The 21,175-nt window shown below is 36.9% G+C and carries 19 protein-coding genes; 9 read left to right on the forward strand and 10 right to left on the reverse strand.

The features are described from left to right. Positions 1–52: 52 nt before the first annotated feature. Positions 53–688 carry an NAD(P)-dependent oxidoreductase gene (locus A5819_RS05005; protein ID WP_086279651.1) on the forward strand — a complete coding sequence of 212 codons (636 nt, stop codon included), beginning with the start codon at positions 53–55 and terminating at the stop codon, positions 686–688. A 36-nt stretch (positions 689–724) separates the two neighbouring features. Here A5819_RS05005 and A5819_RS05010 read toward each other — a convergent pair whose 3' ends face one another. The 3 genes from A5819_RS05010 to A5819_RS05020 form a co-directional block, all read right to left on the reverse strand. Further along, positions 725–1,564: a sugar ABC transporter permease gene (locus A5819_RS05010; protein ID WP_086277318.1), complete on the reverse strand. Its 840-nt coding sequence runs from the start codon at positions 1,562–1,564 to the stop codon at positions 725–727. Positions 1,565–1,572: 8 nt separating this feature from the next. Further along, the gene (locus A5819_RS05015) at positions 1,573–2,928 is read right to left on the reverse strand and encodes a carbohydrate ABC transporter permease (RefSeq protein WP_086277319.1); all 1,356 of its coding nucleotides are present in this window, start codon (positions 2,926–2,928) and stop codon (positions 1,573–1,575) included. A gap of 236 nt (positions 2,929–3,164) precedes the next feature. Then, a complete protein-coding gene (locus A5819_RS05020) occupies positions 3,165–4,400 on the reverse strand; it encodes an extracellular solute-binding protein (protein WP_086277321.1) in 1,236 nt (411 codons plus the stop codon). A gap of 373 nt (positions 4,401–4,773) precedes the next feature. On the opposite strand from A5819_RS05020, the gene A5819_RS05025 reads away from it, so the two are divergent. The 3 genes from A5819_RS05025 to A5819_RS05035 are packed head-to-tail and all read left to right on the forward strand — an operon-like array spanning position 4,774 to position 9,878. Further along, on the forward strand, positions 4,774–6,639 hold the full coding sequence (locus A5819_RS05025) for a glycoside hydrolase family 13 protein (RefSeq protein WP_086277323.1): 1,866 nt from the start codon (positions 4,774–4,776) through the stop codon (positions 6,637–6,639). Further along, complete coding sequence (locus A5819_RS05030; RefSeq protein ID WP_086277325.1) at positions 6,560–8,212, forward strand: alpha-glucosidase; 1,653 nt, start codon at positions 6,560–6,562, stop codon at positions 8,210–8,212. Before A5819_RS05025 ends, A5819_RS05030 begins: the two co-directional genes overlap by 80 nt. After that, positions 8,205–9,878: an alpha-glucosidase gene (locus A5819_RS05035; protein ID WP_086277327.1), complete on the forward strand. Its 1,674-nt coding sequence runs from the start codon at positions 8,205–8,207 to the stop codon at positions 9,876–9,878. Before A5819_RS05030 ends, A5819_RS05035 begins: the two co-directional genes overlap by 8 nt. Before the next feature lie 73 nt (positions 9,879–9,951). Here the strand turns inward: A5819_RS05035 and A5819_RS05040 are convergent, their stop codons facing one another. Together A5819_RS05040 and A5819_RS05045 are read right to left on the reverse strand one after the other, a co-directional pair. Next, positions 9,952–10,572 (reverse strand): GyrI-like domain-containing protein, encoded by a 621-nt coding sequence (locus tag A5819_RS05040; protein ID WP_086277330.1) that lies wholly within the window; start codon positions 10,570–10,572, stop codon positions 9,952–9,954. Then, positions 10,562–11,383 (reverse strand): MerR family transcriptional regulator, encoded by an 822-nt coding sequence (locus tag A5819_RS05045; protein ID WP_086277332.1) that lies wholly within the window; start codon positions 11,381–11,383, stop codon positions 10,562–10,564. Before A5819_RS05045 ends, A5819_RS05040 begins: the two co-directional genes overlap by 11 nt. Before the next feature lie 191 nt (positions 11,384–11,574). Between A5819_RS05045 and A5819_RS05050 the strand changes: the two genes are divergently transcribed. Continuing rightward, positions 11,575–12,003 carry a MerR family transcriptional regulator gene (locus A5819_RS05050; protein WP_086277334.1) on the forward strand — a complete coding sequence of 143 codons (429 nt, stop codon included), beginning with the start codon at positions 11,575–11,577 and terminating at the stop codon, positions 12,001–12,003. Then, entirely contained in the window at positions 12,000–12,350 is a 351-nt protein-coding gene (locus A5819_RS05055; protein WP_086277336.1) for a DUF4260 domain-containing protein, read from the forward strand. Before A5819_RS05050 ends, A5819_RS05055 begins: the two co-directional genes overlap by 4 nt. Before the next feature lie 109 nt (positions 12,351–12,459). Here A5819_RS05055 and A5819_RS05060 read toward each other — a convergent pair whose 3' ends face one another. Then, positions 12,460–13,938, reverse strand: coding sequence for a lytic polysaccharide monooxygenase (locus A5819_RS05060; protein ID WP_086277338.1), 1,479 nt, complete (start codon positions 13,936–13,938; stop codon positions 12,460–12,462). Between the two features lie 389 nt (positions 13,939–14,327). On the opposite strand from A5819_RS05060, the gene A5819_RS05065 reads away from it, so the two are divergent. Beyond that, complete coding sequence (locus A5819_RS05065) at positions 14,328–15,791, forward strand: helix-turn-helix domain-containing protein (RefSeq protein ID WP_086277340.1); 1,464 nt, start codon at positions 14,328–14,330, stop codon at positions 15,789–15,791. Positions 15,792–15,900: 109 nt separating this feature from the next. On the opposite strand, the gene A5819_RS05070 is transcribed toward A5819_RS05065, so the two are convergent. Continuing rightward, positions 15,901–16,656, reverse strand: a complete 756-nt coding sequence (locus A5819_RS05070) for a MurR/RpiR family transcriptional regulator (RefSeq protein ID WP_086277342.1) — start codon at positions 16,654–16,656, stop codon at positions 15,901–15,903. 17 nt (positions 16,657–16,673) lie between these two features. Further along, positions 16,674–17,450, reverse strand: a complete 777-nt coding sequence (locus A5819_RS05075) for a LysR family transcriptional regulator (RefSeq protein ID WP_086277344.1) — start codon at positions 17,448–17,450, stop codon at positions 16,674–16,676. Positions 17,451–17,565: 115 nt separating this feature from the next. On the opposite strand from A5819_RS05075, the gene A5819_RS05080 reads away from it, so the two are divergent. Continuing rightward, positions 17,566–18,105, forward strand: coding sequence for a DUF4865 family protein (locus tag A5819_RS05080; protein WP_086277346.1), 540 nt, complete (start codon positions 17,566–17,568; stop codon positions 18,103–18,105). Between the two features lie 55 nt (positions 18,106–18,160). Here the strand turns inward: A5819_RS05080 and A5819_RS05085 are convergent, their stop codons facing one another. Continuing rightward, positions 18,161–18,721, reverse strand: coding sequence for a DNA-3-methyladenine glycosylase I (locus tag A5819_RS05085; protein ID WP_086277348.1), 561 nt, complete (start codon positions 18,719–18,721; stop codon positions 18,161–18,163). Positions 18,722–18,907: 186 nt separating this feature from the next. Here A5819_RS05085 and A5819_RS05090 point away from each other — a divergent pair, with 186 nt between their 5' ends. Continuing rightward, positions 18,908–19,849: a DMT family transporter gene (locus tag A5819_RS05090; RefSeq protein WP_086277350.1), complete on the forward strand. Its 942-nt coding sequence runs from the start codon at positions 18,908–18,910 to the stop codon at positions 19,847–19,849. Between the two features lie 568 nt (positions 19,850–20,417). Here the strand turns inward: A5819_RS05090 and A5819_RS05095 are convergent. After that, positions 20,418–21,116: a glucosamine-6-phosphate deaminase gene (locus A5819_RS05095; protein WP_086277352.1), complete on the reverse strand. Its 699-nt coding sequence runs from the start codon at positions 21,114–21,116 to the stop codon at positions 20,418–20,420. Positions 21,117–21,175: the final 59 nt, after the last annotated feature.

Raw genomic sequence — 21,175 nt, forward strand, 5'->3', positions numbered from 1 at the left:
CGGAAAATAATGCTAAACTAACTATATTACATAGCGAAAGCAGGTGAACACGATAAATATAACTATTTTCGGTGGAAGTGGTTTTATTGGGCAAAAACTGATTGAAGAACTGACCAACAGAGGACATGACCTAACCAGCATTTCACGTCATGGAAAACCAACTGATTTATCAAGTTCTTGGTCTGAAAAAGTCCATTGGGTTCGTTCAGATATCCTAAACGATACCAATTGGCACAAAGCTATCCAACAAGCTGATTGGGTCATCGACACTATCGGAATTCTTTTTGAGCATCCTCGTAAAGGAATTACCTATGATCGCTTTATTCTATCGCCGGTCCAACTAATTCTGGATTATTTAAGCACGCATAATCCGACAGCACATTTCCTATTTATATCTGCCAATAGCGCCCCATTCCCTTTAAGAAATTATATGAATGCTAAACTGCAAGCTGAACAACTGATCAAAGCAAGCAGCCTACAATATGTGATTATTTACCCTAGTTTAGTTGTGGATAAAAAGCGTTATTTTTCTGTTATTAGTGCCTTTGGGATCAACCTGCTTAAAGCAATACCTGGAATTAGAAAACTCGTTCATGGATATGAACCTATTTCAAGAGAAACATTAGCTGCGGAGATTGCTAATGTGATTGAAGGTGAAACTTCTGCTTATACTCAAAGACAGACATAAAAAAAGCATCTCCATCTGGGAATGCTTTTCTCCTTTTTATCCCTTCACAGAACCACTGGTAATTCCTTCAACATAATATTTCTGCATAAAGATAAACAGTAACGTAATCGGCACTGCGATCAAAACACAGCCTGCTGTAAACGCCATAAAGTATTGATCGATTTTATCCTTGGTTTGCATCGTAAACAAACCAATCGCAACTGTATATTTATTGACGTTATCGCCTAAAATGATTTTCGCAAAAATGAAATCCATCCATGGCGCCATAAAGGCCATCAATGCTGTATAAACAATGATCGGTTTACTTAATGGTAATGTGATTTTTGTAAAAATCTCAAACTTGCTTGCACCATCGATCATAGCTGATTCATCTAATGCCATCGGAATCGTATCGAAAAAGCCTTTTGCAATATAAAAGCCTAAAGCCGCACCAGAGGAATACACTAAAATCAAGGCCAACAAACTACCAGTTAAATTCATCGCTTTTAAAATATAGTAAACAGCGATCATACTCATAAATCCAGGAAACATATTTAACACTAAAGCTAGCTTTAAAAAGGGTTTACGCGCCCGAAACCTTAAACGGCTTAAAGAATATGCCATGGCAATCGTGATCAATGTTGATAAAATACAACTGCAAATCGCTACAAACAACGTGTTTAAAAACCATTGAACAAACGGATAAGTCGAGCTTGTCAGCAACATTTTATAATTTTCAAAGGTAAACTGTTTAGGTATAAAATACGTCACAAAGGCTCCGCCTTCACTTCTAAAACTAGTCAAAACAATCCAAACGATTGGAAAGATCCAGACAATCGATAAAATCGTCAATAATGTATAATGTAGGACTAAATGGTTTCTTTTTTTCGATTTCATAAGCTTGTTTACGCTCCTTCCGTTTTAAATGAACTGCTTCGTGTATAAGCAAATAAAGAGAAGACAGCTGAAAGTACAAAGATAATGATCCCGATTACCGATGCAAGATTATAATCGGCGGCTGTTACGGTTAATTTATACAACCACGTTACTAGCAAATCGGTCTCACCAGCAGAATGAAAATTACTATTCGCTGGTTGTCCGCCAGTTAACAAGAAAATCACATTGAAATTATTGATGTTCCCAATAAACTGTTGAATCAAACTAGGTGCCATGACAAACAAGATTTGCGGGAACGTGATATTTCTAAAGATTTGAAACTTATTAGCGCCATCAATTTCGGCTGCTTCGATTTGATCGGTCGGCAAATTAGTAATGATCCCTGTCGCGACTAACATCGTGACCGGAATCCCAACCCACATATTAACGAAGATAACCGTAACTTTGGCTAATAAAGCATCTGTCAAAAACGGAATCGGCTGATCGATCAAGCCCCAATTTTGAAGCATTGCATTCACTGGTCCTGAACCATTGAATAAGTTTGCCATCAACAATAAGCTGACAAATTGCGGTACCGCCATCGTGATCACAAAAATCGTCCTCCAGACTTTTTTTCCCTTGACCCCTTTAGCATTAATCAATAACGCCAACAGAATACCGAAGAAAAAAGTGGTTGCCGTTGCTAAAACGGCCCAAACCAATGTCCAAGTAAGCACCGGGAAAAAGGTCCCCGCAATATCTCCTGTAATCACATTGCTGAAATTAGCAAAACCGACCCAATGAAATAAATTTTTAGGCGGCAAATGATTATGATCATAACTCGTAAACGCAATCGAAATCATATACAACAGTGGCAAGATCGTAAAGGCTAATACCCCTAGCAACGGAATGCTCATCAACGTAATATAGAATTTTTCATTCAACAAACTATTTAGATCTTCCTTCAGCGTCGGCAAAGCTTGCCCCGCTTGCTTCAAGGTAAAAATTTTACGGGCACTTCTCAGATTGACGATGTAAAGAAAAATAAAGAGTAAAATCAAAATAATTGCAGCGATCCCAAATAATAACAGCAACATCGAATTGTCTCCCGGCTGTTGTACCTCGATCCCTAACGACTCATCCATGACCCAACCTTGCGCTTTGGTTCCCAATGATTGCAGCATTGACAATGCATGAAAGCCATTCACGACGAGCCACGCCACAAACCCGATTTGCAGTGCTAAAAATGCCAACCCTTTGATGATTTGTCCATTCAAAATATTGGCTGTTCCCATAAAAATATACGAAAGCTTGATCGGTGTATCGCCTTTTTTAAACAACTCTCTAAACGTGAGCTGACCTTCCGACTTTGACTTTAGTTTCATAGCATTTCACTTCCTGTTCTTCTTTGAAATCAAGAGGCTGAGACCAAAGCGTTTAACTCCGAGAAATAAGAGGAAATTCACGAAAATCGCTCTTTCAAATTTTGGTGAATTTCAGCTTATTTCCGAAGGAGCTGCTTTTTTCTCGCCGTTTATTCAGATTTAGCGAGGAAAATAAAACTGACCTTTAATTTTGTTCTATTCTACTCAGCCGCTATTTCCACTATAATTTCTAACGTTTATTTATCTGATTTACTGGTATCTTTCACTAATTTATCTAATTTTGGCAAGTATTGATCTTCCGCAATTTTGCCGTTATACGTATCATTGATCACTGCTTCCACAGGTCCCCAGAAGGTAACCATTGCTGGAAGTTTCGGCATTACTACTGAATGGTCTGCATCACTCATCGTCATTACAGCTTCAGCTACTTTATCAGAGGTCACTTTACCATCTGTTTGCGCCTCTTTATTGGCTGGCACTGTACCATTTTTTTCAAAAACGGTTAATTGATTTTCTTTATTCGTTAAGAAATCAGCTAAGGCCATTGCAGCTACAGGACTTTTCGTTGAAGCGTTGACGCCAAATAATTTAACTCCTAAAAAGGCTTTTTGCTGTACTGCACCATTACCTAAATCAACCGTTGGATAAGGCGCAACTGCAAAGTTATCACCCAAAGCTTTTTCTACATCCAATTTAGACCACGGACCAGATAAATAAGCATCGATTTTACCATTTCCTAAGTTAGAAAGCGCGTCAGCATTTGATTGCACCACACCAGAATTGTCTTTTTGTGAGCGAATCCATTTTAAGACTTGTACACCTTGATCGTTGTTGAAGTTCGTGCCGTTGATATCTTCGCCATCTTTACCATATAACTCATCCCCGTTTGACATAAATAACGGAGTGAAAATATAGTTGGCGCCAGCTTCACCAAAGTTCGCACCTAATTTGCCTTTTGATGTTAATGTTTCCCAACTTTTCACATCATCTTCCGCTAATTTTCCTTTGTTATAGTATAAAATTTGTGATTCCACACCATAAGGATAACCGTATAACTTCCCATCATAAGTCGCTGCTGCGACTGCACTTTCAGTACTATTTTCTTTCACGCTATCTTCATATTTTGTATTTGCATAAATAATTCCAGCATCGACCATTTGTCCTAATTGATCATGAGGCATCATAAAAACATCCGCTGCAGCACTAGGATCTTTTTTCAAGTTTTCTTGCGCTGAGGCAGATTCACTCGGCTTGATCGTCACTTTCCAATCTTTATGCTCTTTTTCAAATTGTTCTACTAATGGTTTATACGTATCAACAAACGCTACATCTACCCACAGTTTTATAGAAGCGTTTTCATTTCCGTCAGAAGCTTTTTTATCTGTCGAGCCTCCGCCACACGCTGCTAAAGCAAATCCTGCTGCCGTCATTGTTACTCCTAATGTCAAAAGCTTTTTCATATTTCTTTTCATCTTTTGTTCCTCCCAGGAATTTTTTAATGATCTATTCTCATACATTGTGCAATCGTTTGCGTAAAATGTCAAGAAAAAACTAAAAAAAGCAAAAAAATAATTTTCATTCCCTAATAAATTAGTTAAATAACTCCCCTTCCCTTAAATAGACAAACAGTAATTAAACAACAACGATAATGTTTAAATGTAAAAAAAGTTCTTTAACTAGCAATTCTCGCTATTTTCCTAGTAAATAATGGGTCGACTAAAACAAAATGCAATCGATTGCGAAAAATACATTGAAAACGTTTTTCTTATGTGGCATAATATGGGTGGTTTTTAGAAACGTCTGACTAGAAAAAATACTAAGTCGATTATAGGGGGGACAAATTAGATGAATACTGCAGCGATCCATCACCAGCCAGAAAGCGAATTTGCTTATTTATATACATCCGACAAAATGCATATCCGCTTACGAACTGGCAGAGGTGATATCAAAAATGTTGAACTATTGAATGGTGATCCGTATCAACTCGAACATAATGAATGGTTTAATGTAACGATACCAATGGAAAAATACTTATCAACTACTACCCATGATTATTGGACAGTCGAGACATCCGCACCATTCCGACGTCTAAGTTACGCTTTTAAGATCGAAGGTATGGATGGAACGATCCTATTTTATGGTGATCATGGCTTCTTTCCTTATCAAGAAATAACCTTAAAAGCAGCCAATAACTATTTCAAACTCCCTTACTTCCACGAAGCTGACCGCTTTAAAGCACCACAGTGGGTAAAGGAAACCATTTGGTATCAAATTTTCCCTGAACGATTTGCCAATGGGGATCCGACTAATGATCCAGCAGGTACACTCGCTTGGGGCAGCAAAGAACATCCTGGACGTGAAGACTTTTTCGGTGGTGATTTGCAAGGTGTCCTAGACCATCTGGAACACTTGACAGACCTTGGCATCAACGGTATCTATTTTTGTCCGATTTTCCAAGCCGCTAGCAATCATAAGTATGATACAATCGATTATTTTGAGATCGATTCAGCTTTCGGAGATAAGGAACTATTTAAAAAAGTCGTTGCAGAGTGTCACAAACGTGGAATTCGCGTGATGCTAGATGCTGTTTTCAATCACATGGGGGATTTTTCACCTCAATGGCAAGACGTCATCAAACATGGTGAAAATTCAGCTTATGCTAACTGGTTCCATATCCATCAATTCCCAGTTACTTACACACCAACCGCTAATTTTGAATTTTCCGATGATATTTCGTACGATACTTTCGCCTTCACTCCACATATGCCGAAATTAAATACAGCAAATAAAGAAGTGCAAGCGTATCTATTAGACATTGCTCGTTACTGGATCACAGAGTTCGATATCGATGCATGGCGCCTAGATGTCGCTAACGAAGTAGATCATCGCTTTTGGCGTAAGTTTCATGATGTCTGTACAGAAGCCAAACCAGATATTTATATTTTAGGGGAAATTTGGCATTCTTCCCAAGCTTGGCTTCAGGGGGATGAATTTCACGCTGTTATGAACTACGCCTTTACAGATGCTATTCTTTCTTATTTTGTCTACCAAACCATCCCTTTAAGTAAAATGGTATCTGAATTAAACCATCAACTGATGCTTTATCGTGAACAAACCAACCAAATTATGTTCAATGTGTTGGATTCCCACGATACACCACGTTTGTTGACAATCGCTCAGAATAACAAGGAGCTAATGAAACAAGTTCTGGCATTCACCTACCTACAAAAGGGCGTTCCTTGTCTTTATTACGGTGATGAATATGCTATGGACGGGGCAGGCGATCCTGATTGTCGTAAATGCATGGTTTGGGAAGATAAACAACAAGATTTAGAGATGTATGAATTCGTTAAAGCTTTGATCGCCTTTAGAAAAGCACATCAACCGATTTTATCCGAAGGGAAGTTACGTTGGCTAGAAACCAATGAAAAAACTGGGCTTATTGATTTCGCTTACGAATATGAAGGAAAAATGCTTCATGGCATTTTCAATACAGGACAGGCGCCTATTTACTTGGAAAAGGAACATATTCTATTTTCAACACAAATGCACTCATTAGATAAAAATATTATTGAACTTGCACCATACGGCTTTGCCGTATCACTAGACAACATAGAAAGGACTGAACAAAATGACACATCAGGGAACAAGCACTCATTGGTGGCAGGAAGCCGTCGTTTATCAAGTTTATCCACGAAGTTTTCAAGATAGTAACGGTGATGGGATCGGTGATTTAGCTGGTATCATCCAACGGTTGGACTATTTGAAAAAACTAGGAATCAGCGCCATCTGGCTGAGCCCTGTTTACCGTTCACCAAACGATGATAACGGCTATGATATTAGTGATTACGAACAAATCATGACCGAATTCGGCACAATGGCTGACATGGATCACTTGATCCAAGCAGCTCAGCAAAGAGACATCAAGATCATTATGGATCTCGTAGTCAACCATACTAGTGATGAACATCCTTGGTTTATCGAATCGCGTACATCAAAAGAAAACCCCTACCGTGATTTCTATGTTTGGCGAGAGGGGCATGACGGAAATGCGCCTAATGACTTAGAGTCAACATTTTTAGGTTCTGCTTGGCAGTTAGACGAGTCCAGTAGTGAATATTATCTGCATTTATTTAGCCAAAAGCAACCAGATTTGAATTGGGAAAACCCTGATGTACGCACAGCGATCTACGATATGATGAACTTTTGGATCGACAAAGGAATCGGCGGCTTCCGGATGGATGTGATTGATCTTGTTGGCAAGATACCTGATGAAAAAATCACCGGTAATGGTCCAAAACTACATGACTATTTACACGAAATGAATACCAAAACATTCGGCGACAAAGACTTATTAAACGTTGGTGAAACATGGGGCGCAACACCTGAAATTGCTAAATTATATTCGGATCCCAAACGAAATGAACTTTCAATGGTCTTCCAGTTTGAGCATGTCGGATTAGATGAAGAACCTGGCAAAAGCAAATGGGATCTACGTCCATTACAAATTGCCGAGCTAAAGAAAGTTTTCTCCAAATGGCAAACAGAACTTGGGGATCAGGGCTGGAATTCTTTATTCTGGAATAATCACGACCTACCTCGCATCGTATCAAGATGGGGCAATGACAGCACGTATCGTGTCCAAAGCGCTAAAATGTTGGCGATTTTATTGCACATGTTAAAAGGAACTCCTTATATTTATCAAGGCGAAGAAATCGGGATGACCAACCGCATCATTCACGATATTGCAGAAGTGGAAGATATCGAGAGTAAAAATATGTATGCGGATCGAATCGAAAAAGGCTATCCAGAAGAAGCAATTTTGGCATCGATCAACGCCAAAGGACGAGATAACGCTCGCACCCCTATGCAATGGAACGATACAGTAAACGCCGGCTTCACAACAGGTACACCTTGGATCGATGTTAACCAAAACTATCATGAAATCAACGTTGAACAAGCTTTAGCTGATAAAGAGTCGATCTTTTATACCTATCAAAAACTGATTGAATTACGTAAAACGCATCCACTGATCGTTTGGGGCAGCTTTGAATTACTAGAAGATACCGCAACTGATATTTTTGCTTACTATCGTCACTACCAAGGAAACAGTTGGCTGATTGTTTGTAATTTTTCAGACCAAGAACAAGTATTTTCACTAGATAAACCAGTCGAAAAAACAATTATTGCCAATACTGAAAAAGAGTACCGCAACCTTTTAGACAGAACTTTGGCACCTTATGAAGCCTTTGTGGTCGAACTCGGAGGAAAAAAGCATGCCTAATTCAGCTACTCAAACAAAACAAATCAGTATAGTAGAAAAAAACAGTTGGTGGAAAAATGCCGTTGGCTATCAAATTTATCCACGTAGTTTTAAAGACAGCAATCACGATGGGATCGGCGATCTTAACGGGATTCGAGAAAAGCTTTCCTATTTAAAAGAGTTGGGTATTGATTTCATTTGGATCAACCCGATTTACGCTTCACCAAATATTGATAACGGCTATGATATTTCTGATTACCAAGCAATCCACGAAGATTTCGGTACAATGGAGGACTTTCAAGCATTACTGAAGGAAGCTCACCGTTTGGATTTAAAGATCATCATGGATTTGGTGGTCAACCATACGAGTGATCAGCATCCTTGGTTTTTAGAGTCAAAGAAATCACTAGATAACTCTTATCGGGATTATTACCACTGGACAGATGCTGCCAAGGACTGCCCACCCAATAATTGGCAATCCTTTTTTGGCGGCTCCACCTGGACATACGATGAAACAACGAAACAATCGTATTTTCACGTTTTCGCTAAAGAACAACCCGATCTAAATTGGACAAATCCAAAAGTTCGCCACGATATTTATCAGATGATTCGCTGGTGGCTTGATCTTGGCATTGACGGTTTTCGTATTGATGCGATCAGCCATATCCAAAAAGAACCTTGGGATTTTAACATTACAGATAATCAATGGGCACCATTTATGAATGTCTCGGGCATTGAAGTTTATTTACAGGAATTAAAAGCGATTTTCGATGAATACAAGGTTATGACGGTCGGGGAAGCAAGCGGAGTGCCTCACCATGAGGCGGCTGACTGGACGGGTGATAACGGGTATTTCAACATGATTTTTGAATTGGAACACTGCGAGCGAATTGGCGAACCCGGGTATCAAAAAGGGTCTATTTCACATTTTAAAAATTCCCTAAACCAATGGCAAACAAGTCTTGCTGATCATGGTTGGAATGCTCTATACTTGGAAAATCATGATACACCTCGCAGTGTCTCAGTTTACGGTGATGATTCTCCTGAGGCCGCTAAAGCGCTGGCTACGGTTTTACTTTTGTTAAAAGGAACACCGTTCATCTATCAAGGCCAGGAATTGGGTATGACAAATTATCCCTTCACTTCGATCGAGGAAATCGATGGAGCAGATACGATTCATTTTTATCAAACATTATTGGCTCAAGGGACTAAAAGCGAGGACGCTTTGGCGATTGCAGTGAATTGGTCTAGAGATCATAGCCGCACGCCATTTCAATGGGAGGATACGATACATGGCGGCTTTTCAACCGCCACTCCTTGGCTGCAAGTTAACGAAAATTACCGTATGATTAACGCAACGCAAAAAGAGCTTGAAAGCAGCAGTATTTTCCACCATTATCAAGAGCTGATTCGTTTAAGAAAAGAAACCACCGCGCTCATTCACGGTAAATTCGAATTACTATTGCCTGAACACCCAACTGTTTTTAGTTATACACGTACAACTGAGACCGAACAATGGCTCATTTTAGTTCAGCTGGCTCGCGAACAGACAACTGTTTCATTACCAGATACTTTGGATTGTTCTACTTGGGAAGAAGTATTAGCACCAACTAAAACGCAGCCCTTAACAAAACGAATGCTTCTTTCTGATTATGAAGCCCATGTTTACAAAAAAATACTTAACTAAAAAAGCGAATGAGCGGTGTCTGGGATATAACTCGCAGAATTATATCCCAGACACCGCTCATTCGTTTTATCATTTACTCAACAAAATACCGCAAAACTGTCTTCATTTTTTCTGGCACCACTTTTCTAGGGTCAGACAGATAGATTTCTCTATGGGCAAATGTCGTTCTATGCAACTGATGTTCCTCACAATATTGTCCCATTATTTCAAAGGTCTTCGCTTCGTCATCATATGAACCTAGATGCAGCATTTGAAGAGATTTACCATCTTCGATCCGTTCAAATGTTATGTTTTGATTATTTGGGTTCGGTTTCTTTTTAGACACTTCTTCTAAATTGGCTAACGCTAGTGCTTCGGTTACAAAGTCTGGTTGCCGAATCATGATCTTGTAGACTAAATCAGTTTTGTTGAAGCCTCTCTCCTCCGCTACTGTTTCATCAGATAATGTCCAAATCCCTTCCATAGGATAAACCGTATATTCAAACGGTTCTTTACCAGCCAAACCTTTTTTCGATAACATTCTAATACCGTAAGACATGGCATACAAGGCCGAGACTTCTTGCGAAAACTGTTCTCCATTAGGATCGCCTGCTCCAGATAACGTGTAAAATTTTTGTTCTGGCACTATGATTTCCGTCGGTTTTGCTTTAGGTAAATACAGTTCTTTCTCTTGCTTTCTCCACTCAAATTTCATTGTTACTTCCTCCAGAATAGTTTATAGGTAAAAAGATTTCCGTGATATATTTTGCCTGATTCCCTTTGAACTTCTTGCCACTTCCCTTAATAAAGGTGCTGATAAACGAAAAATTTGTTTGCAGCCGATTCTGTTCTGCATAATCGATCAACACTTTATACGCCTTTACAATCTCCTGGTAATAACCATAATGAAGTGTTTGAATCCCCGTCATTTCAAGGGAAATTTCATTTTTAACCTCTTTACTTTCAATCATGCGACTAACGGGAATGCCAATTTCATACTGTATCTTTTCATTCAATAATTCTTGTTGACAAGTAAACAACTCACCGCTAACAGCTCCTTTGGCTGCTTCATATAAGCAATTCACTTCCGGTCCCATTTCATCAAACGGGCAAGTACAAGTCCTAGTGATCACACGTTGCCTTGGTTTGGTTCGTGTTTTAACGACGTACTCTTGTTCACAAGTACCTGTTTCACTTAGTGTAATCATTTGATCGATTTTTTTCATCAATCGCTCTTTTTCATGAATTTCTTCTAAAATAAATGCCTTTTTTTCAATTAAATAATAGGCTAAATCCGCTTCTTCTTCAAGCCCATACAAGACTTCTTTGATTTCTGAGATCGAAAAGTCGCTATTTCTTAATAACGTCAGCTGGTTTGCTCGTTTAAAATCTGTTTCATCATAGTAATGATAACCGTTCTCTTGATCTCTTAATGACGGAATCAACAATCTTTCTCGATCATAATAACGCAGTGTGGACTTAGGAATAGCGGTCATTTTGAAAAACTCATTGATTTTGTATCGCATTTGTTCACCACCTTTTTTATAGTATAAAGCTTATACCGCGCTTGAAAGTCAAGTATTATTCAAATCATTTTCTATCCTCGAGAACGGTTTTAAATCACTTTTTTCATTTTGTTCATGCCTCAACCTTCAACTTCCTTCTTGACCTTGGAGCTATATCCAATGTTACACTAACGATACAGGAGGAAAGAACAATGAAAATAACTGCATTTGCCCAACAATTTAATCTATCAACTGATGCGATCCGCTTTTATGAGCGCTCCGGTTTGCTACAACCCAAGCGACAAACAAATGGGTATCGTGAATTTACGGAAACTGACCAACAAGATTTAAAAATTATCTTAGCGTTAAAAGAGCTGAATTTTTCCATAAAAGAAATCAACTACTTGTTAGAGTTAAAAAGGCAGCCGATTTCTACTCAATGCAACGATGAGTCTACTCACTTTTTAACAGATAAAATCAACTATATCAAACAAAAGATCTCTTTTTACGAAGTGTCTTACAAGTTATTATTAAAACTAAAAGCTACGATCCAAGATAATAACTACGTAGAAAATCAAGCGGAGTTATTCGCTTTGATCGATCAACTATCTAACCATGGAATAAAGGAGCTCTCATTATGACAAATAAAATAATTTTACAACTAGAAAATGGGGCTCTCTTTATTTTAGCACTAGCACTGTATATCCATTTTGGTTTTTCAATTCTTTACTTCTTTCTTTTTCTTCTATTACCAGATGTTACTATGGTAGGCTACTTAAAAAATCCAGCTGTTGGTGCTAAAATTTATAATTTAGGTCATAATCTAGTTTTCCCAGTCTTACTTAGTTTTATGTATCTCTTTACCCACACGGCTCTTTTATTAGCCATTTCTATCACTTGGTTCGCACATATTTTTATGGATCGAACAATGGGATATGGACTTAAATATTCAGATGCATTTAAACATACACATATTCAAAATCTATAAAAAGAAGCACCGGAGAAGATGCATAACATCAGATCCAGTGCTTCTTTTTTGTTCTATGTCGTTGGTACTCTGTATTCCTTACTATGTCATTTAGGAAGTTTAAAATAGATTAAATCAATTCCCAAACGTTTGAAGTTGTCGGCTCGTTTCCTTGTGTCCACCATTTTGCTTTGTATGTTTCTCCTTGGAAAATTACTGTATCGCCGCCGCTATACGCTTTGCTTGTTTCCCAGTTGACTGCTTTATTTGAAAGAAGTTTCCAAACGTCTGATTGATCTGGACGTTCACCCCTTGTCCACCATCTTGCTTCATACTCTAAATCGTTGAAGATTACTTTATCACCATAGTTATAAATCTTGTCCGCTTCCCATGTTGATTGACCACTTGGCGCTTCTTTGGTCTTCACAGTAAATACCGCACTCGTTTCTGAAACGTTTCCGCCAACGCTGATTGCTTTTACTGTATAGTTGTATGTTGTATCAGCTTTTAAGCCTGTATCTTTGAAGCTTGTCTTTTCAGTTGTCGCAACTTTTTTACCATCACGGTATACTTCATAGTTTTTAACACCTAAGAAGTGAGTTGATTTTGTCCACATTAAATCTACTGTGTTTTCAGTTGTTCCCATTGAGTGAACGTTTGTTGGTGCTGTTGGTTTTTGATTATCTTCTACAGCGGATGATTGTGTTGTTGCTTTTGCTGCTGCGCTCTTTTCAGAGACTTTACCGTTTGTTCCAACTGCTTCTACTTGATAAGAATACGTTGTGTTTTCAGTTAAATTAGCATCGTTGAATTGAGTCCCTCCAACGGTTGCAACTTTTTTGCCATCGCGATATACATTGTATTCTTTGGCATTTGAAACTGTACCCCATGTTAATTTAAGTGAAGAAGTTGTGATATCTGTTGCTTTTACATTTGTTGGTTTAGCTGGTGCTTCCTCAACTGGAGGAGTGATTTCTCCGCCACCCTTTACATTGACATCGATCACATTATAAAAGGCATTTGTTGTATCTGCAACATCCCAAACAGCTAAAATCACGTGGTAACCAGAACGGTTTTCCGGAACTGTAATTTGATGTGATTTATTATTTGAAGCCGGTGAACCATCATGTTTCACTTCACCAAGAAAATCAAAATCAGCTCTCGATAATGGTTTATCTGGATTCCAACCAACTTTTGTCATATAGTAGTGCCATTTAGTCGTACTATGAGGCGCTGTATAATGCCATGTAAATGTATTCACGCCAGTATTGATATCTTGTTTCGTCCAACGGTTTGCCCCTGTGCTATCCATTACAGAGTCAGTGATTTGACCTTTACCACCATCTGCTGATGCAATACGGCCATCTGCTGGTCCTGCTTGCGGGAACCCTTTATCAAATTCTAGAGACTGCGGATTTGTAATAACCATTCCGTATTTCTCCATAGCTGCTGACCAGCCTAAAGTATTTTTATCTAATGAACCTTGGTATCCACGAGCTGCTGGTTTTTCTACATATCCGTGAGCATTTGCAACATCAGCATTCAACAGACCTGCCCCACCTAAAATAATTGTTGACATTAATACTAACCCTAGTAATTTTTTCTTCATAACTTTCCTCCGTCTATCGTTTTGCCTTCAACTGGCTTAACATTAGTTTAAACGTTATGTAAGAAAAAAAAGGGTCATTTATGATCAAAAAATAGCAATACTTGATCGAATTTGATTTTCACATGAAAATAATATTAATTTTTAAACAATTTTAGATAAATATTACAAATGTTATCAAAATAACCTGCCTTAAAAGGTCATATTTTTCTATTAAAAAGAAAATTTTGACCTATACAATTTAACTTATTTTAAAAAAACATCTATTATCATCTAAGGTCATCTAGACAAACCAGCCTGTTTCAAGTTAAAATAGAAACGTCTTGAAATTCTTTTCATTATAATATGAATAAATATAAAAAAATAACATAAATAAAGAAAGTGTTGATAGCATGAAAGAAATCCTCTCCTCACGATCCAAACGCCAATTAGAGCTAATGGAACTGTTAGCTGATAATGAATGGGTCACTTTTTCAGCAGCATCAGAAATCTTAAGCGTACCTGTCAAAACATTAAAATCAGATATTATCGAATTAGAAGTATTACTCGCACCTACTACGATCGAGTCTTCTAAAAAATACGGGATCCGTCTTGCTGCAAATTTTGATTTTTGTAAAACAAGTATTTATCAGAAGTTCATTAAAAATAGTGTGGAATTTCAGCTTATCGAAAAAATTTTCTTACATAATTTCTCTACAATCATTGATCTAGCAGACAATCTATATACCAGTGTCTCTACAATCAAGCGAATCGTTCTTCGTGTCAACCAGCTCCTTCAGATAGAAGGTTTTACAATCAACTTAAAAAAAATGCAGCTGGTTGGCGATCCACATAGTATTTGTAATTTTATGCAGCACTATTTTTATGAAAAATACGGCGTAGCCGAAAGTCTTTTAACACCGCCACAACTGGTTATTTTAGATCAAGTCGGTCTTCAGATCATTAATCAGGCAATTCCTGATAAATCGTCGTATAATTTAGATTTTTCTTTATTGAATCGCTTGCGCTTTTATACCTATACTGTAATCAATCTTTTAAAGCATAATAGCGAAAACCATCTGCATGATATTCCAGAAAATGAATTCACTATCCTTAGTGATGCCTATGCATGCGATGAGTTTTATAGCCAATTCCATTTACCCTTAAACCAAGTGAACTTAAACGCCTTCTACTATTTATTTTTTAGTGACCAATACATGCCTTCTCTTGATGCAGTACGTGAACTGATAAAAACGGATCGTAATGCCTACTTGAAATACAAAAAAATTGAGGCTCTTCTATTGGAGATTGAAAAAAGAATGGGCTCTAAATGTGCTAATTTTGATACTATCTTTATACGTCTTTATAATTTAGAATGTCAGATCCATGGAAGAACCTACATTTTGCACAACAAAAACAAGGAATTTCTTTCAAGTATAAAAAACTTATATGGACATTTCCCGATGGAATTGCTCCACTCTTTACAAGCGATTTTTTATTCCAGTCCTTATAAAGAATATATGGTCTATGAATCTATTTCAATTCTGTTTACAAATTGGCCAAACTTGTTGGATCGTTTAGAATACTCAACACCAACGCTGAACGCCTGTCTTCTATTTAATTCTGGTTTAGATTATATGAACATGCTTTCTGAGCGAATTAATTATTACCTACGAGGACGTTTTTCTTGTACACCTTTGCATGTGACCTCTTTAGAGGAATTAGAAAAAGCTGCTGCTGAATATGATTGCATCATTACCAATATTCCTGAAATCTATATCAATAATATACCGATTGTTGTGATTCCACTGATCCCCGATGCCAAAAGTTTTGATAAGCTGATGTTGGTTTATGAAGATCATTTTGATAAAAATTAAGTTTTGTCGAGCCTAAACGAAACAGATGTAGAAAAGAAGAGCCTGCAACATAACTCAAAAAGTTATATTGCAGGCTCTTCTTTTATTTGGTGTTACTCCTTAATATGCGTTAAAAGCTAGATACTTTGGTTAAGATTTTTTCATAAACAAGAGTACTCATTATATGCAGCATCAATCCAGAACGAGTTTTTTTCTGACTACTGGAACTACCAGTCAGTAGAGAATATGTACTGATCGATTTTAGTTTATTTGCAGACATGCTGGTAAGCGCAATGATTTGGGTGCCATTGCTTTTTGCTTTGATAATAGTCTCATTGATTTCATCTACTTGACCACTTGAAGAAAAAACAACGATCACATCTTGCTCTTTACTGATTTGAGGAATATATTCAATCGAAGTTTTATCTGAATAAACATTCCCCCAAAGATCAAGCAACGTTAGTTTGTGGTTAAACTCAGATGCTGCTTGAAAACTGGACCCCATTCCAACACAAAAAATTCTTCTTGCCTTGATTAGGCAATTACAGATTTGATCGATATTTTTTTCATCAGCTAATTCTAGAGTTGTTATCGTATCTTTTTTTATCCCCTCTAAAACACGCACAAATTCTGATTCTGCTGAACAGTTGTTTTGCTTTGAATCTCTTGCCTGAATAAACGCTTCTTTCATTTCACTAAAGGTGGCGTAATTCAACTTTTTACACGCTCTGATGACTGTCGCATTTGACACATATAGAACATCTTTAATATCTTTTAATTTTAAACTCTCAATATCTTTAACTTTTAAAATAAACTCAACGACTTCCCGTTCGGCTTCTGATAATCGCTCGTAGTTTGAATTGATATCCTTGTAAATATCACTCATAACAAATCAAATCCTCCCTATATCAAGCCGCTGCTTTGCTCTAAAAATGAACGAACATAACGTCTGTTTATTTCATTTCCAGCGATATATATAGGAACTTGTTGTTCTATTTTATTGAAAAGCAACGACTGATTCTGTTTCTCCTGAACAAATCGTTCAGGTAAAAGCGACCGGCCAGCTCCTTTTTTTATTAGGTCGATCATCAAGTAAATAGTGTCGACTTCGACAATTTTACATGTCAGCGGATTGATTAAAGACAGCATCATCTTTCTATATGGACATTCCTTATCTCGGCTAATCAGGTATACATCTTGGACACCTGAGGCAGATAGCCAGCCAACCGTTTCAGTGAATAAAATCGTGTTGGTAAGAGTCGTCGTTTTGTTGGTAACCAATACATCCAGCACTTTTTTTCTATACATCGTCTCTAAACAGACTGTTGTATCAATAAATAGCTCGATTGTCGGCTGATGATCAATGGCCGCCGCTAAATCAAAATAATTAGAAGCGATCGTTTGGGTACAGCCAATTTTTATCGGTACTTTTTTGTAGTGCTTTTCGATTTCGTCAATCTGATTCAAAATGACCGTTGCATACTCTACTAATTTTTCCCCTTCTGGAAGTAGTATAACGCCTCGATTCGTGCGCTCAAAGAGCTTAACGGTCAATTCTTGTTCCAGCAGTTTGATTCGTTCAGTCACATTGGACTGAGCGTATCCCATGATTCTGGCAGCTTCCGACATTGAACCTGCAGCAGCTACACATTGAAAGATTGCTAAATCATTCAATTCCATCTTACCACCCATTTCTTGCTATCACAATTACTGATAACATATATCATTTTTTCGTATTATGCAATACTTTTTCAAAAGAATATACTGGATTTATCAAGAATAGGAGCTGATTTGAATGAATGCTATGCAATACAAAATAATTTTACCGAATGATTACGACATATCACTGATTCGACAACGTGTTGAAGAGAATGGTTCAAAAACAGATGGCTTTAAGGGTCAACTATTTAAAGCGTATCTTATTTCAGAAAAAGCAGCCGGTGCAGTTTCCAATTCATATGCCCCTTTATATGTATGGAACGACTCTGAAGGAATGAATCAATTTATTTTTGGCGGTTTTTACGATGCTATCATCCGCGACTTTGGTTGGCAAAATTGTCAAATCGGTGTTCCTTTAACTGTAGATCTAGCAACTAATTTTACTGATTCTACTTATTTATTGGAACAAACCGTGACAATTGACGAACAACTTTCTTTGGAAAAGCTGCCAGACAAGTTGTTAAAGCTCAAAGACAAGTTACCTAAAAATAGCTTGGGAAATCTCATTGTCTATAATCCAGATAAATGGCAAGCAGCGATTTTTGGGTTTTATGCTGAGAAACCTGACAAAACCAGTGCTGCCCTTTATGAAATCCTACACATTTCTTCTAATTAAGTGTTCAGGTCCTGAGATCGGTAATTCTCTCGGGACCTAAACAATGTGCTGTATGTTACTTTTTGCACTTAAAACAATGCTGAACATGATCATCTACCATACCAGTAGCTTGCATAAAAGCATAGACAGTTGTCGTTCCTAAAAATTTGAACCCTTTTTTCTTTAAGTCTTTGCTAATTATATCAGAGAGTTCTGTTGACGCAGGAACCTGTTTGATCTCTTTCCAACGATTTATAATAGGTTCGTTCTCTACGTAAGCCCAAATAAATTGATCAAAACTTCCGTATTCCTCTTGGATCTGCATAAATACTTTTGCATTATTAATCGTTGCATTGATTTTTAGTTTATTCCGAATAATTCCTGGATCTTCTAGTAAAGAATCGATTTTTTCTTGAGTATATGCAGCAATTTTTACATAATCAAATTGATCATATGCACTAGTCAGTGTATCTCGCTTTTTAAGGATCGTAGACCAGCTTAAGCCAGCTTGCATACTTTCTAAAATCAACATTTCAAATAGTTTTTGATCGCCATGTTCTGCCGTTCCCCACTCTTCATCGTGGTAGTTCACCTCCAGTTCATTTCCATTAGCCCAATCACACCGAATTTTATCCATACTCGTCTCCATTCTTTTTATCCAAGCATAACACGAGAACGTATGTTTTGTAAATCTGCTAGAATTGTCTAATTAAGTGCAATACCTTTTTGGATAACCTTTTTTACAGTTTACTTTTCTGCTAAAATGAAAAAGTATATCAACGAAAATCAAATCTTTTAATAATTAGTCATTGGAGGGAATTACTTGTTTTCAAAGATAGTTAAAAATCAAAGATCAAAAGGAATTTTATTAGCAGTAACTGGTGCAATTCTTTGGGGAATAAACGGTACTTTTGTTGATTTAGTATTTTCCACATTAAAAGCCCCTGTAGAATGGGTTGTAGGGACTAGATTGTTAGGAGCAGGAATAATAATTCTACTATATTCAATACTTATAAAAAAAGAGAAAATATTTTCAATATTTAAATCTAGCAAAGATATGAGCATATTATTTTTATTTGCACTGATAGGCATGAGTGGCTGTCAATATCTATTTTTTTTATCAATAGAAAAAAACGGTGCTGGTTTAGCAACTATTCTTCAATTTACTAGTCCAATCTTTATTTATCTTTATTTAGTTTTGAAAAAAGAGAAAAAAATGTTTTTACAAGAATTATTTTATATCATGCTTACCTTTTTAGGTGTCTTTTTAGTTGTTACACGAGGTAATCTAACAAAATTAGATGTCAACATTTTGGGTTTATTAATAGGAATAGGTTCAGCTATTGGAGTTACTTTTTATACATTACAGCCCCGCAGAATCTTAAAAAAATATGGTTCATCTGTTGTAGTTGGTTGGGGAATGTTAATTGGAGGAGGAGTATTTCAGTTTGTCCACCCAATTTGGCAACCGGGTTTTAATATCGATAAAAAGGTCATTTTATATATGGGATTTATAATCGTTATTGGTACCGCCGTTTCGTTTTGTTGTTACTTAGGCAGTTTGAATTATATTGAAGCATCATTATCAAATATAACAGCTGCTTTAGAGCCTCTAGTCGCCAATATTTTAACACCATTGCTTTTAAATCAAATTCTTCCACCAATACAAATAATCGGAATTGGTATTGTATTATTGTCCGTACTATTATTTGCAAATTTTAGTGAAAAGAATAGAAAAAATGAAAGTTTGAAACTGAATAAGTAATACGACATAGTCATTATAATATTTAAAAAATTATTTCTTTGTGAGTATATATTTGAAACAGTAGTTATAATAGGTGTTTTCCATCCTAATCATTTTCTAGGTTAGCTGTTTAATTTATAAATGACGCATTTAATATATTTTTCTGAAACAGATGTCGTGTCAGTATCTTTCGGTAATTACTCACATACTAACTCATTCGTATTCTTATTTATGCCGCGTTGCCATGGGGACCAAGAGTCTGAAAAGTAGCAGCTTATACCACATAAGCTATTAAAGTACTCATATTTTGCAAATTCTAGTCCTTATCTGGTGTAATAGTTTTGCGTTGCTTTTTGTTTAGAGGAGATAATAATTTTACAAACATATCCCTTACACAAATAGAATCATTTTTGGAAATTCTCCCCGCCATTAAAAACCGATATTTTCAATCAACTAGTATAAGTAGGCAAGACTTTCCACTGTGTCCTAATATAGAATCCGCTCCCCAGTGACCAAGTTTTTCTCTAGTCTCCGCTTTTGGTGGTTAAAAAAAAGATTAAGGCAAATTAGTACCTTAATCTTTTTTATTTTATTTATTCAGTTTACTTGCTGCTTCTTCATCTAAAATGACTGTCAAATTAGGATGCAACTGTAAAATGGATGCTGGAAATTCTTCTGTAACAGGTCCTTGCAACACATTTTTAACCATTTCAGCTTTTTTCTCACCGTTGACGATCAAAATCAAGTGCTTCACTCGCATGACACTAACGGGTCCCATCGTTACAAATTCCATGCCTTTTTCCATCTCACCGGGCACAAACCATGGTTCTTCTCCTGAAACCTTCACTTTGTAGGTTAGATTCTCGAAACTAGTTGTTGTTGGCATATTTCCACAGAAGTGTCCATCTCCGCCTAAACCAATCAACATTGCATCTAATCCACCTTCTAAAGCTAAACGTTGATCTTGTTCTTTATAGTTTTCTACAGTTAAAGGATGGACATTTGCTTCATTGATATTAGCTGGATTCAAGTACAATTTACGTAAATCAGTAATCGTGATTCCTTCCGCTTGATTTGGTACTGGGATTTCATCAAAATTATAATAATGAACATTTGCGTAATCTGGTGATTCTTTTACGATCTCCACCATTTTTTTATACACGCCAACAGGAGTATTCCCAGCTGTAATAGACAAGTTGACACGTTTATCTTGGCTCATATGGCCTATTAAAATATTTTTAGTCGTTTCACTCATTGCTTCAAAGTCTTTTTCGATGATAATTTTCATTTGGTTCACTCCATTTCCTTTTTATACCTTGATTGTATAATGTGGGAACCATCCCATGT

Source organism: Enterococcus sp. 7E2_DIV0204 (assembly GCF_002140855.1).
GTDB lineage: Bacteria > Bacillota > Bacilli > Lactobacillales > Enterococcaceae > Enterococcus_L > Enterococcus_L lemimoniae.